Origin of the sequence: Arcicella rosea (genome assembly GCF_014204325.1) — a bacterium.
GTDB lineage: Bacteria > Bacteroidota > Bacteroidia > Cytophagales > Spirosomataceae > Arcicella > Arcicella rosea_A.
In genome coordinates, this window is record NZ_JACHKT010000041.1 from 1 (window position 1) to 14,855 (window position 14,855).

7 protein-coding genes are annotated in these 14,855 nt (G+C 35.9%); 1 reads left to right on the plus strand and 6 read right to left on the minus strand.

Annotation, left to right across the window (positions count from 1 at the left end; all coding sequences use genetic code 11):
- The first annotated feature begins 258 nt into the window (after positions 1-258).
- On the plus strand, positions 259-1,599 hold the full coding sequence (locus HNP25_RS19400) for an aspartyl protease family protein (protein WP_184137016.1): 1,341 nt from the start codon (positions 259-261) through the stop codon (positions 1,597-1,599).
- 57 nt (positions 1,600-1,656) lie between these two features.
- Here HNP25_RS19400 and HNP25_RS19405 read toward each other — a convergent pair whose 3' ends face one another.
- The 6 genes from HNP25_RS19405 to HNP25_RS19430 all read right to left on the minus strand — a co-directional run bounded on the left by HNP25_RS19405 (position 1,657) and on the right by HNP25_RS19430 (position 14,848).
- Positions 1,657-2,319, minus strand: a complete 663-nt coding sequence (locus HNP25_RS19405; RefSeq protein ID WP_184137017.1) for an ABC transporter ATP-binding protein — start codon at positions 2,317-2,319, stop codon at positions 1,657-1,659.
- A 25-nt stretch (positions 2,320-2,344) separates the two neighbouring features.
- Entirely contained in the window at positions 2,345-4,756 is a 2,412-nt protein-coding gene (locus HNP25_RS19410) for an ABC transporter permease (protein ID WP_184137019.1), read from the minus strand.
- A 99-nt stretch (positions 4,757-4,855) separates the two neighbouring features.
- The gene (locus HNP25_RS19415; protein WP_184137021.1) at positions 4,856-7,240 is read right to left on the minus strand and encodes an ABC transporter permease; all 2,385 of its coding nucleotides are present in this window, start codon (positions 7,238-7,240) and stop codon (positions 4,856-4,858) included.
- Between the two features lie 128 nt (positions 7,241-7,368).
- Complete coding sequence (locus tag HNP25_RS19420) at positions 7,369-9,789, minus strand: ABC transporter permease (protein ID WP_184137023.1); 2,421 nt, start codon at positions 9,787-9,789, stop codon at positions 7,369-7,371.
- A gap of 112 nt (positions 9,790-9,901) precedes the next feature.
- Positions 9,902-12,286 (minus strand): ABC transporter permease, encoded by a 2,385-nt coding sequence (locus tag HNP25_RS19425; protein ID WP_184137025.1) that lies wholly within the window; start codon positions 12,284-12,286, stop codon positions 9,902-9,904.
- Between the two features lie 135 nt (positions 12,287-12,421).
- The gene (locus HNP25_RS19430; RefSeq protein ID WP_184137027.1) at positions 12,422-14,848 is read right to left on the minus strand and encodes an ABC transporter permease; all 2,427 of its coding nucleotides are present in this window, start codon (positions 14,846-14,848) and stop codon (positions 12,422-12,424) included.
- Positions 14,849-14,855 lie beyond the last annotated feature (7 nt).

Here is a 14,855-nt window from a genome sequence, read left to right on the forward strand (position 1 = left end):
GCTTTACAAGAAACTTTTCAACTACTTTTAACGCCAGATTTGAGAAATTATCAACAATGTTTAATCATCAGCCCAGTTTAAGGGTTGAGCCAAATTTTATTACTCATTTCCCCATTTCTAATCTCTATATTTTTCTGTTTTAAACTTTCACTATATTTTTCAGTACTTTTCTTTGAATAAACATTATTTTTTCAATGCAATTCTTTGGGAATAAGTAATATTATTCCGATATTTAAGTTAAGAAAAAAGACTCTTATCATGAAACTGGCTTGGCATAAAATATTATTGTTCAGTACTTTACCGCTGGCAGGGTATTGTCAAGACTCTACGAGTTATGCTGAACAAAATAATGGAGGTGTACGAGTAAGCACTTATGTCCGAAGTGAACGACCTAAAAAAATCAAACTCAAACCTGCCTTTGAAGAGAACTTTGGTTTTCAGTTAGTTAAAAAAAGAAAAAACTCAATAATCCCTTTTGAACTTCATGCTAATTTAATCATTGTGCCTATCAGAATCAATAATTCTGACACACTACGCTTTATTCTGGATACAGGTGTGAGTTCTATTATTGTGACGGATTCTAAGGTGGCTGAAAAACAAAGAATGATATATAGCAGAAATGTGAAAATAGCTGGTGTTGGCGTTGGAAATGATTTAGAAGCAGGTATTGTGATTGATAATACGATAAAAATGGGCGAGGTAATTGGTTATCGTCAGAATATCGTTGTACTGAAAAATGACATTTTAAAACTCAGTGAATTTGTTGGAAAGCCCATACATGGAATTATTGGATATGACCTTTTCAATCGTTTTGCCGTAACGATTGATTTTGCGGTCAATCAGATTATTTTAGAAAATCCAGAACATTATAAATATAAGCCTTCAAAAGGACAACGTTTCCCAATCACAATTGAAGAAAATAAACCTTTTTTGGATGTTGTAGAATTAGTGAATGGCGACCAAACAGTACCCATTAAAGTACTATTGGATACTGGTGCTGGTCATGCTATTTCGATTGAAGTAAATAAGAAATTTAATATTCAATTACCACCTAAAGTAGTGAAAGCCCAGTTAGGTCGTGGTTTGAGTGGAATTATCAATGGGAATTTAGGTAGGTTACCTAAGATAAAATTTGGGAGATATGAGCTAAATAATGTGGTAGCATCATTTCCTGATAGTTCATCATATCATTTGAAACCAATAAATTTCTCTGAGCGTCAAGGAAATATTGGCTGTGAATTTCTGAGAAGATTTAAAGTTACTTTCAATTATCGGGATAAATATGTGGTGTTGAAACCGATTAATAGAAGAATGAAAGAACCATTTGAACACAACATGAGTGGAATGGAGTTACTGGCAAGTGGTAGCGATTATCATGAGTTTCTGATTGAAAGAATTATTGAAGATTCACCCGCATATTTAGCAGGTTTACAACAAGGCGATAGAGTGATTTTTATCAATAATAAATCATACAAAGATTTATCAATAACTGATATTTACAAAATCTTTCAAAAAGGGGAAGGTAAACCAATTAATGTGGTTGTAAAAAGAGGTCAAGAAGTAATTTTTACAACCGTAAATTTGAAAAGATTGATATAAAAAAGTCGCTCAGTGAATATCAATGAGCGACTAACACTTAAACCAAAACTAAATTTATTATCTTTCTATGCGTCCGTCCAATAATTCAATTACTCTGCTTCCATAAGTAGCATTTTTTTCTGAATGAGTTACTTGTATAATGGTTACGCCTTCATCGTTCAATGTTTTAAATAATTCCATGATTTCTTGTCCTTGTTTTGAGTTCAGATTGCCTGTTGGTTCATCTGCCAAAATCAAATTAGGTTTCGTAATAATGGCACGGGCAATACCGACTAATTGTTGTTGTCCACCCGAAAGTTGATTCGGGAAAAGGTCTTTTTTCCCAACAATATTGAATCTGTCTAAAATATCTGCTACCATTGATTTTCTTTCAGACGAACCAATGCCATGATATAATAACGGCGTTTCTATGTTTTCATACACCGTAAGTTCATCAATTAAATGATAAGCCTGAAAAACAAATCCAATGTGTTTTTTGTATAATTCTGCACGCTGTTTTTCTTTGATTTTCAAGACGTTTTCTCCCAAAAATGAGTACTCTCCTTCATTCGGCTCATCCATCATTCCCAAAATATGTAAAAGAGTAGATTTGCCCGAACCCGACGGCCCCATAATGGATACAAATTCACCTTGTTCAATATTCAAACTAACATCACGTAAAACGAAAGCTCTGTTCACGCCTGAATTATACCAACGAAAAATATTTTTGAGTTCTAGCATATTGTTGATTTTATAAAAGTATTTTTTACTCTGTTTTTAAGCTTTTTACAGGATTTTCTAAAGCTGTTTTAAAGGTTTGTAAGAAAACAAAAAGGCTAATAATAATGCTGAATCCGAAAGCAACGATGGCAAACATTTGCCAACTTAAATCTATACGATAAGCATAAGCTGAGAGCCAATTGTTCATACTCAGTACGCCAAGCGGAAAAGCAATAACGATGGCAATGGCTATTAAAACCACAAATTCTTTCAGAAAAAGCATGACGATACTGATGCTCGAAGCTCCCAATACTTTGCGAATACCCAGTTCTTTGGTTCTGCGAGCGATACTCATCGAAACCATTCCTAAAATTCCCAATAGCACAATAATTCCCGATAAAACCGTTGCGATTTGAGAGGCTTTTTTAAGCTGAATTTCAGATTGATACAACTTTTGTAAGGTATCGTCAATAAAAGTATATTCAAAAGCCGAACCTGGCATTAATGTTTTCCATTTTTGTTCGATACTCGATAAAGACTGAGCAAGATTACTCGGCTGAATTTTGAAAGATAAGTATCTGAAATAGGTAAAATCTTTCACATTCATAAACACCAAAGGCGAAATGGCTTTGTGCATTGAAGCAATATGAAAATCTTTCGTAACGCCAACAATCGTAAATGGCTGTGGATAATAATGAATCCTGATTTGCTGACCGACAGCTTCTTCGGGCTTTTTAAATCCTAAAGTTTTTGCAGCGGTTTCGTTTACAACAATTTTTCCTGCTTGGTAACTCTCTTGTTTTCGCTGAAAATATAAGCCTGAAACCATTGGAATTTGATAAGTATCCGCATATTTTTCATCCGTTGTAATGGTCTGAACATAAACTGCTTGGGTGGAGTCTTGTCCCATTTTATAGAAAGCATTGTTATTTCCGCCATGCCCTGCTGGAATATCATAGGATAAACTTACTTGACTTACTTCTTTTAGTTTTGCCATTTCGTCTCGGATGCGTTCCATTTTATCAACACCTTGTGGCGACCAATCACGAGGAACACTCAGCGTAACCACAGCTTCTTTCTGATAGCCCAAATCTTTGTTAAAAAAATAACTGACCTGTTTATTAATCACACTTGCCCCAACACAAACAAAAAGAGCAATCGAAAACTGCGAAACGATAAGGACTCTTCGTAAGAAAATATTCTCTTTGATAGATTTCAGTTTGCCTTTTAAAGAATCTATGGAAGGTAAATTGGACAAAATAAAAGCTGGATAAATGCCCGAAATCAATCCAATCAGCACCGAAAAAAGTACAGCAAAAAGGTAAAAATAAGGTGAAACCGCCAACAAAGAAGGTATTTTCTTGTGAAGCATTTGTCCGAAAAATGGCTGAAATACTTCATAAAGAATCAGAGAAATCAATAAACTGAACAAAGAAATCAAGATAGATTCTGCCAAAAATTGAAGCATTAAATGCTTTTTCTGGCTACCAAGCATTTTTCTAACACCGATTTCTTTGAGTCTTGTAACTGCATTGCCGATAGACATATTGATAAAATTAACAATTGCCATCAGCAGAATAAACAAAGCCACGAAAAACAGCGTAAGAATGGTCTTTTTTACGATACCGTTGTTTGCTTCAAGATAAACCTCCTTCATCGGAACAAGAAAAGCTTGAAGGTTTGTACTAATATTTTCTGGTGCATTGGCTTTGATAAGTTTAGACATTACCTGAACAACACTTTCAGGTTTTACGCCATTTTTCAACTCAACATAGCCAACATTATAAGGATTGTTCCAAGCGAAGTAATTTTCGATTCCCCAGAATTTACTACTTTCAAACGACATAAAAATTGGGATTCTGGTATCAGAAAGTAAGTTCATCACCGAATTGGTATTTACTTTTCCCAAAACACCCGAAATCATAAAACTCTTTTTGCTCCCAGCATTTGATTCTACCGTCAGACTTTTACCAACGCAATCCAATTTACCAAAGTACTTAATGGCTTGTTCAGACGAAATCACCATTGAATAAGGTTGGTCTAAAGCCCTTTGGCTGTCGCCATAAAGCAATTCAAAACCATACATTTTCAATAAAGTAGCATCGCCAATTTGAATATCTTCTCTGAAAGCTTTGTCACCGTTTGAAATCGTAGAAGTATAACCTTCAAAACCATAGTAATTTTCTACCAAATGGGGGTAATTCACCTTCAAAGTTTTTGCCAGCGGAGCAAGCGTTGTGATTTCTAAACCGAAGTCAGCTTGCTTCCATTTACTTTTAATCAAGTACTGATTTTCAACATTTTTCAAATCAGCATTTACCTGTAATTCTCCCCAGATATAAGTAACAATCAGTAGTGAAAACGAAATACCCACCGACAAACCCAAGATAGAAACGAAGGAGTAAAACTTCCTTTTCATCAAGTTTCTCCAAGCTATTTTAAAGTAAACTTTCAACATAATTTCTTCATTTTTTAGTTTAAAGTGAAGATAATCAAGCATTAATACTTATCACAGCGTTTCAATTGAGCTTAACTTTTTTTAACATTTTGAAAGAAATTACTCTGTTCTAAGGCTCTTCACAGGATTAGCCAAAGCAGATTTTAAGGCTTGATAACTAATGGTTAGAATGGTTATCAAAACCAAAAGCACGAATACCGTAGCGAACATCCAAGTACTTATTTGAATACGATAGGGATAATTTTCTAAGAATTTATTAGCAGCCCACCAAGCCAATGGAAAGGCAAAAACGACCGAAGCCAACACTAATTTTAAGAAATCTTTCGTCAGCATCGACACGATGGCTAAGGCACTTGCTCCTAATACTTTTCTGATACCTATTTCTTTGGTGCGTTTTTCTGCTGAAAGTGTCGCCAAACCAAAAAGACCTATACACGAAATAAAGATGATAAGTATGGCCGAGAAACTGATAATTTGTTTCCATTTCGCCTCTTTTTCATATTGTTTTTGGTTACTTTGGTCTTTAAAATCATAGATATAAGGCTGTGTTGGGCGTAACTTCTTGAAGGTTTTTTCAATGAATTTTAAAGTACTTGGAATATCCGTCGGCTTAATTTTGACACTCAGTTGAGCAAAAGAAGACCTTTTGGGGTCACAAGTAAGTAGTTGAGGTTTGATACTTTCATGCAAAGTATTGAAATGATAATCTTTCACTACGCCAACTACCTGATACGTTTTATTACTTGAAAAGAAATTTACCCTTTGTCCGATGGGGTTTTTCCAACCTGCTTCTTTTACAAAAGTTTCATTTACTAAAACAGACTGAGAGGTATCTGAAGGAAAATCTTGAGAGAAATTTCTACCTTGAACCATCGGAATTTTTAGCGTAGGAAGATAATCTTCATCGACTACATCAATGGCAAAAGAAATTTCTTGTTTGCCATTCACTTTGGCAATAGTTCTCCAAGAACCGCTTTGTCTCGGGGCAACTTTTTCAATAGATGGATTTTGTAAAAGCTCTTGTTTGAAAGTATGGGTTTCGCTCAAAGTCATTCTGCCCGTTGATACATCTACCATGTTTTTATCGTCATAACCCAAATCTTGTTTAACCATAAAATCAAATTGCGTATAAAGCACAAGCGTTGCCATCATCATAAAAGCCGCCAGCGAAAACTGGAAAACCACTAAACTTTTTTGCAAGAAACTTCCTTTTGAAAACTTAAATCTACCATAAAGTGTATCAACAGGACTGAAACTTGAAAGTACCAACGAAGGATAAATACCTGCCAAAAAACCTGTAAAAAGAAAGAGTAAGAAATAGGAAGAAATCAATTGAAAATCAAAAAGATATTTCAAAGAAAGTGCTTTGTTGGCTAAAGTGTTGAAAATCGGCAACGTGAGTTCTACCAGAAAAATCGCTAATAAAAAAGCAATAAGACTCAGCACAAAAGACTCGCCCATAAACTGGAAAATCAACTGTTTTCGGTCGCCACCAACTACTTTTCGGATGCCAATTTCTTTTCCTCTTTTCACAGAACGAGCCACCGTAAGATTGACAAAATTGATACAAGCAATTACCAATAAAAATACAGCAAGCCCCATCAAAACATAAGAGTACATCGGGTCACTCTCATCTTTTAAGCCATTGGCTGCTCTAAAGTCAGTTGAAAGATGAACGTCCAAAAAAGGCTGTAAACCATACTGAATGGTACTTTGAAAATTCCATTTTTCTTTGGCTTCAATTAACTGTCCTTTGGCTTCTTTGGCGTAAATACTGGCAAATTTAGCTTCTAAAGCTTTTGGGTTTGCGAAAGGTTTTAGCTTTACAATCGTGTTTAAATAGAAATTAATCCATTGGTCATCATGGTTTTTTTCACGATGAAAAGGCATGAGTAAATCTATTTTGATGGATGAATTTTGGGGTGACTTTTTGGTTACTCCAGCCACGGTAAAAGGCTGAAAAGTATCATCATAATTGATAGACAAAGTTTTGCCTAAAGCTGACACTTTTCCAAAGTATTTTTCGGCTACCTCTTCCGAAATCACGACTGATTGCGGGTCTTTCAAAGCCGTTTTGGGAGAACCTTCTACAAAATCAAAAGTAAAAATTGAAAAGAACGAACTATCTACTTTCAAGGCATCTTGTACTAATATTTCGTTGCCTTTTTTGATGTTGTAAGATTCACCTTGCAGACGAACAAAATTTTCAATTTCTGGTAATTGTGCTTTAAAAGTTGGACCGGGCATCATTCCCGTAATGCCGTATTTATCTACTTTGCCATCTGGCGACGTTTCGGTAGAAGTAATTCTATAAATCTGGTTGACGTTTTTATGGAAACGGTCGTAACTGATTTCGTCTTTGGTATAAAGTACAATCAACATACAGCAAGCCAAACCAATACTCAGCCCAGCAATGTTGATAAACGAAAACACCTTGTTGTGCAAGAGATTTCGGATGGCAATTTTTAGATAGTTTTGTAGCATGATATTTATGATTTAAAGATTTCAGGACTATGGGATTAATGGCTAAAGGACAAAAGGATTTTAAATTTGGGATTTCAGATTTTCGTAAAAATTACTCCTCACTCCGCATTCAAAACTCATCACTCAAATCATTCCGTTCGTAAGCTCGTCACAGGATTTGCTAAAGCCGCTTTGATGGCTTGGTAACTTATCGTCAGCAAAGCTATAAAAAGTGCTAAAATGCCAGCCAATACAAAAATCCAAGCACTGATTTCAATGCGATAGGCAAAGTCTTGTAGCCATTTGTTCATCAGCCAATAGCCAATCGGAAAAGCAAAACCGCAGGCAATCAGTACTAATTTTAAAAATTCTTTAGAAAGCAAAGTAACAATTTGACTCACTGAAGCTCCCAATACTTTGCGAACGCCAATTTCTTTCGTGCGTTGTTCTGCCGTGAAAGTTGCCAAACCAAACAAACCCAGGCAAGCGACGAAAATGGTAAGTCCAGAAAAAATGCTCAGAATGACACTAATTTTCTGTTCGCTTTGGTATGTTTTTTCAAATAATTCATCCATAAATGAATATGAAAAAGGCTCTTCTACATTAAACTTTTGCCATTGATTTTTTAAGGAAGCCAACAAGCCTTCCACATCTTTTCCTTTTACTTTGATGGTTAAACCATAAGTTTTTTCAGAAACCATCAACAAAGGCGTAATATTTTCATGAAGTGATTTGAAATGAAAATCCTTCACAACGCCAATGATGCTGTAAGTAACCTTCAAGCCATCGTTATTTTTTAAGCGAGTAATGGTATGTCCAACAGCATTTTTACCCCAACCGAAAGCTTTTGCAGCCGTTTCGTTGATAATCATGGCGGTAGAATCCGTCGCAAAATCTTTAGAGAAATTTCGTCCAGCAATCACTTTCATGCCCATTGTTGGAATATATTGTTCGTCGATTTTGTATTCCAATGTCCGCATTACTTGTGATTCATCACTATCTGGATAGCCCATTGAATTATTAGAATCACTTGGCCCAGCAGGTAAATAACCCGCACTGGTTACGCTCAATACTCTTGGGTCTTGCAAAATTTGCTGACGAAATACTTCTTCATTTTTGCCCAGTGACCAAGTATTTCGCATGATGAGTAATTGGTCTTTGGCATAGCCCAAATCTTTGCTTTGAATAAACTTAATTTGCTGATACACCACCGTTGTACCGATGATTAAAGCAATAGAAATAAAGAATTGAAAAACCACCAAACCACTTCTGAGACTGATACTTTTTCCTGCCAATTTGAATTTGCCTTTCAATACTTCCACAGGATTGAAAGAAGAAAGGAAAAAAGCGGGATAACTGCCTGCCAAAACACCAACCAACAAACCAAAAACTAAGAAGGCAATGAGTAGGAGTGGGTTTTTGAGGAAATCTAACTGTAAATCTTTTTCGGCTAAATCGTTGAAAACGGGCAAAGACAATTGTACCAACATCAATGACAGTAGCAGTGCAACGACGCTTAAAAGGATGGATTCAAACAAAAATTGGCTAATTAAATCTTGTTTTATAGAACCCAATACTTTACGAACGCCCACTTCTTTGGCACGTTTGGAAGCTCCAGCCGTAGAAAGATTCATAAAATTGATACAAGCGATGAGTAACATAAAAACTGCAATTGCCCCGAAAATATAAACATATTGAATGTTTCCACTGGGTTCAAGTGTGCCAGTGAAACCTTCGTCGAAGTGAATACTGGTAAGTGGTTGCAAGAAAAGCCCAAGTTGATTGCCTTTTTGTAAAAACTGCGAAAGGCTCATGCCCATTGCCGTTTGGATTTGCGGACCCATGTACTTTTTGATGACTTGTGGCAGTTTGGCTTCTAATACTTTGTAGTCGAAATCTTCGGGCAAAACCAAATAAGTAAAATAGCCTGATGTCATCCATGAGGCTGCTTGGGCATCTTTTACGCCAGCCATTGAACCAAAAATGTCAAAATGAAAATGAGAATTATGCGGTACTTTGTCGATAAGTCCAGTTACTTTATAATTTTCATTCCAACTTTTGATAAATAGAACTTTACCAATTGGGTTTTCATCACCGAAGTATTTTTTTGCAAAATCTTGCGTAATAACGGCGGTGTTGGGTTCACGCAAAGCCGTTTTTGCATCGCCTTTCAACAATGGTAAAGTAAAAACATCAAAGAAATTGGCATCTACAGAAGCGAAATCATGTTCTTTAAATTTCTTATTTTGATAAATAATTTCAGGCGAACCACTGGTACGCAAACGAGTAGCTGCTAATACTTCTGGATAATCGTTTTTCAGAACCTGAGCCGTTGGTGGCATTACGTTGGCTTCGTTGATTTTTCCGTCGTTGATAGATGCTTTAAATACTACTCTGAAAATTCTATCTGTTTTTTCGTTAAATCTATCATAGCTTAATTCATCATACACAAAAAGCATGATGACAAGGCAAGTGGCGATTCCCAAAGCCAAACCAACAATGTTAATTGCTGAGAACACCTTGTTTCTGAGCAAATTACGAATGGCGATTTTTAAATAATTTTGTATCATTTTTTTGGACTTTAGGATTGATGACTAAAGGACTTTGGGATTTCAGATTTCAGATTTAGGGTTTTGGTAGAAAATTTACTCCTCACTCCGCACTCAAAATTCCCAACTCAACTCATTCTGTTCTTAAACTCTTCACAGGGTTTGCGGAGGCGGCTTTGATGGCTTGATAACTTACCGTTAATAAAGTAATCAATAATGCTCCCAAGCCAGATGCTACAAAAATCCACCAAGAAATATCTGAACGGTATTCGTATTTTTTCAACCAATTATTCATGAAAAAATAAGCAATTGGCGTAGCAAGTAGTAACGAAATCATCACTAAAAAGACAAAATCTTTAGAAAGTAATTGCCATAAATTCAAAACTGTAGCTCCTAAAACTTTCCTAACCCCGATTTCTTTGGTGCGTTGTTCTGCGGTGAAAGAAGCCAAACCAAATATGCCAAGACAACTGATAAAAATGGCAAGTATGGCAAAGAAGGTCGCCAGTTTTCCAATTCGTTCTTCGTTTCCGAATTTCTTCGCATATTCCTCATCTACAAAATTGTATTCAAATGGAACTGCTGGGTTGTATTTTTTGAATACTGTCTCCATTTTACTCAATGCTTCTCTTGAGCTTATTTTTGGATTTATTTTAATGATAAGAATATTTTCTTGGTCTTTAGAAATATGGAAAAGTGATGGTCTGACTGGCTGATAAGGCGATTGCACCACCATGTCTTTAATTACACCCACAATTTTGAATGGTTTACCATTCCATTTAAGGGTCTTTCCAACTGGATTTTTTAACCCTATGAATTTTACGGCAGCTTGGTTCACTACGAAGGCTAAAGAATCAGTAGCATAGTCTTTTGAAAAATCTCGTCCATCGACAAATTGCCAACCTACGGTTTTTCCATATTCATAAGTAACGCCATTGTTCGGGAAATCAAGGGCTAAATTTGGGTCTTTTCCTTCCCAATCGAAACCGCCATTTGTATTCCAAACTTCGGTAGTTGGGCTTCCAGATTCGGTCATTTCTGAAATTGCTCCAGTACTTTTTAATTCCCCACGGATGGTTTCAAAATGATTATGAATATCAGGCGTTTGCATATTCATGGTGATTAAACCATCACGATTATAACCAATTGGGCGGTTTTTGGCGTGTTGAATTTGGCGGAAAACTACAATCGTTCCGATAATTAAAGTAACAGAAACGGTAAACTGAATAACAACTAATACTTTACGAGGAATAGCCGCATAACGACCCACTTTGAAAGTGCCTTTTAATACTTTGACAGGCTGGAAAGATGATAAATATAGGGCTGGATAACTTCCCGCAATTAAACCTGTGAGTAAGCTAAAGCTAAGACCCAACAGCCAAAAGAAAGGATTTGTCCATAGAATGACCATTTTTTTATCAGCTACTTCATTGAATGTTGGCAAAATAAGCTGAACGAGTAGGATTGAAAATATAAATGCAAATACTACAACTAATAAGGATTCGCTTAAAAACTGGATAATTAATTGGCTACGAGCTGAACCAATGGCTTTACGGACACCTACTTCTTTAGCTCGTTTTTCCGAACGAGCGGTACTCAAATTCATAAAATTAATACAAGCCAATAGCAAAACGAAAATGCCAATAATACCAAAAAGCCAAACAAATTCAATTCTTCCACCCACATTGATACCATTTTTAAATTCACCATACAAATGCCATTTGCTCATAGGTTGTAAGAATACTTCGGGTTTATAGCTTTTGTATTCTTTAGCAACTTTATTGAATTTAACATTGATGATTTTTTTTGAAACTTTATCTAAATCAGCATTGTCAGCCAATTGAACAAAAGTTTGGGTAAAATTGCTTCCCCAAGGATCATCCATCTTTTTAATCCAAGGATTAGTAATCAGGTATAATTCCCAAGGCAAAATATACTCCATTGCTTTAAAACTGGAATTGTAAGGTAAATCCTCATAAACGCCTGTTACTTTTACTATTTCTTTATTATCAATTTTGATAAGTTTATTCATTGGGTTTGTATCCCCAAAATAGGCTTTTGCTACTGATTCAGATAATAAAATTGAATTTGGTTCTTTCAATCCTCCTCTTGTACCTTTTAGCATCTTCAAACTCAACATATCTGTTACTTGTGGTTCAAAGTAATTTCCAGATTTAGTGAATTTCTTTTCTCCATAAGTCAGAATATGGGTTGATGTCCAAGAAGATTGTAAAACATATTTAAAATCGCTACCATAATGACTGCGAATTTCTTCGGCCATTACCGCTGGATTAGATGGCTGAGTAGTTTTTTCTCCATTATAAAGGTTATGTTGCAATACTTGTGCGATGCGGTCATAATTTTCATGGGATTTATCGTAGGAAATTTCATCATAAATCCAAAGACCAATTAACATAGCCACTGCCATACCAGTAGCCAATCCCGCTATATTAATGAAGGAATAGACCTTGTTTCTGAGCAAGGTTCTTAGAGCGATTTTTAGATAATTTTGTATCATTTTTTTGGGACTTTAGGATTTATGACTAAAGGACTATATGACTAAAAGACCGAAGACTATAAGAGTCAAGTAATAAGGATTTCAGATTTTAGTGAAAAATACTCCTCATTCCGCACTCAAAACTCCCAACTCAACTCATTCTGTTCTCAAACTCTTCACAGGATTCATCAAGGCTGATTTTGTGGCTTGAAAACCAACGGTGAGTAAAGCAATTGCCAAAGCCAAAACGCCCGCAACCACAAAGTACCACCATTCAATATTGATTCTACTCGCAAAATCTTGTAACCATTGGTGCATAAAATAATAGGCAATCGGGCAAGCGATGAGGATGGCGATACTTACCAAAATCAAAAAGTCTTTTGATAGCAATTGTACAATACTGAATACCGACGCACCCAGAATTTTACGAATGCCAATTTCTTTGGTACGAGATTCTACCGTGAAAGTAGCTAAACCGAAAAGTCCCATACAAGCGATAAAAATTGCCCAAACCGAAGCCATTGTAAACAAAGTACTATACTGACTTTCAGTTTCGTATTGTTTGTTGAAATTTTCGCTCATAAAGAAAAACTCAAATGGATTTCCTGAAAAATGCTTTTTGAATACATTTTCTAAAGTCGCCACTTTACTATTCATATTTTCGCCAGCAAGCTTTATCGTTAAGTACGAAGAACTATTGAAAGGATAAAAAATCATCGGGTCGATGGCGGTTTGTAAACCTTTGTGATGATAATCTTTCACAACGCCAATCACATCCAAATAACGTTCGTCCCATTTGATTTTAGCGTTTACGGCTTCGTTGGCTGATTTAAAACCGAGTTGCTCAAGGGCTTTTTCGTTCAAGAGTACTTTGCTATTATTGTTCCATTCCACGTCACATTCTTGTTCGGTAAAACTTCTTCCTGCCTTCAATGGAATATCGTAGGTTTTTAGAAATTTATGTCCAATCGTTACGAAAGAGTAAGGTTTTTGTTCGTCGCCAGTTTTTGATTTGGCAGAAGTAAAACCAACCGTCGTGAAATTATACCAGTTACTTGGCACGCTTCCGCTGGTACAATAATCATTTACGAAATTGAGGTTGGCAATATCGTTTTCAAAGGCATTTACTCGGTTTTTGAAAGTACTGTCTTTCCCAATTTCTGGGCCTTTTATTACCAACAATTGCTTGATATTCATGCCCAAATCTTGGTTTTGCATGTGTTTCAACTGACTGAAAATAATCAACGTAACAATAATCAGTACAATTGAAATACTGAATTGGGTAACCACGAGTGATTTACGCAAGAAAATCCCTTTAGCTGATTTGTGTAATTTTCCTTTTAGGGTTTCTATCAATTTAAAATTCGCCAAACCCCAAGCGGTATAAATGCCCGAAGCGACAGAACCAATAATCAACAAGCCCAAACCAATAATCCACAAAGAGGAGGAAAGTAAAGTACTCAGCGAAAGGTTTTTCTGAATGATTTCGTTGAAAAATGGTTGTAAAAGTGTCACCAGAAAAATAGCTCCAATAAAGGCTAAAAGGTTTACCAAAATAGATTCTCCCAAAAATTGCATCACCAAATTGTTGCGAGTTGCTCCGATTACTTTTCTTACGCCTACCTCATTGGCTCTTTTTAGGGCGTTGGCGGTACTTAGGTTGATATAATTAAACCATGCAATCAGTAAAATCAAAAAGGCGATGCCACTTAAAATAAATACATATTTGATATTGCCATTGTGTGGATAAGTATCTGAAAAACTGCTTGCTAAATGGATTTCCGAAAAAGGTTGTAAGCGAAAAGTTATATCATCATTTTCTTTGCTGAGTTCCTTGCGGAGTACATTGAGTTTGCCTTCAAGTGCCAGATAATCAGTATTTTGATTTAACTGAAAATAGGTGTCAATATACTGAGAATCCAGATTAGTAAGATTTGCCCAAGAGTTATCATTGAGGTTGGCTGGGTTTTTTAAGGTTTCTAATGAAAAAACAAAGTCGAGTTGAATGTCGGAAAGGTCGCCCATATTGGCAAAAACACCTTCTACTAAATAATCTTTTTTCCCAAATTGGTTATATAAAGTAAGCGTTTTACCGATAGGATTTTCTTGGTCGAAGTACTTTTTCGCCACAGATGCTGCTACAAAAACTACATCAGGTTTTTGTAATGCCGAAGCCGAACCTTTGATGAGTGGAAAACTAAAAAAAGTAAAGAAATTACTTTCTGAATAGGCTACTTTTTTCTCACGGAAAGAAACATTTTTTGCCTCATATTTCACTACGCCTTGCCCAACGCTCTCGGCTACACGACAGTAACTTTTGATTTCTGGAAAACGTTCTTGTGCTTTCGTAGCCCAGCCCGGTTCTACTTGAGCCCACGATTCGCCTTTGGAGTTTTGGTTCAAAAGTCGGAACATCGTAGGCAAGTTGGCGTGAAATTGGTTCACGCTTTTTTCCAAACTTACATATTCCAAAATCAACAAAAAGGCAGCAATCCCCAAAGCCAAGCCCGCAATGTTGATAAATGAGTAAACCTTGTTTCTTAACAAGATTCTCAAAGCGATTTTTAAATGATTTTTGAACATTTTCTTG

Bases quoted from the DNA above. Each gene is read 5' to 3' on its own strand.
- HNP25_RS19400 (WP_184137016.1), top strand. From the start codon at position 259: ATGAAACTGGCTTGGCATAAAATATTATTGTTCAGTACTTTACCGCTG.
- HNP25_RS19405 (WP_184137017.1), bottom strand. From the start codon at position 2,319: ATGCTAGAACTCAAAAATATTTTTCGTTGGTATAATTCAGGCGTGAAC.
- HNP25_RS19410 (WP_184137019.1), bottom strand. From the start codon at position 4,756: ATGTTGAAAGTTTACTTTAAAATAGCTTGGAGAAACTTGATGAAAAGG.
- HNP25_RS19415 (WP_184137021.1), bottom strand. From the start codon at position 7,240: ATGCTACAAAACTATCTAAAAATTGCCATCCGAAATCTCTTGCACAAC.
- HNP25_RS19420 (WP_184137023.1), bottom strand. From the start codon at position 9,789: ATGATACAAAATTATTTAAAAATCGCCATTCGTAATTTGCTCAGAAAC.
- HNP25_RS19425 (WP_184137025.1), bottom strand. From the start codon at position 12,286: ATGATACAAAATTATCTAAAAATCGCTCTAAGAACCTTGCTCAGAAAC.
- HNP25_RS19430 (WP_184137027.1), bottom strand. From the start codon at position 14,848: ATGTTCAAAAATCATTTAAAAATCGCTTTGAGAATCTTGTTAAGAAAC.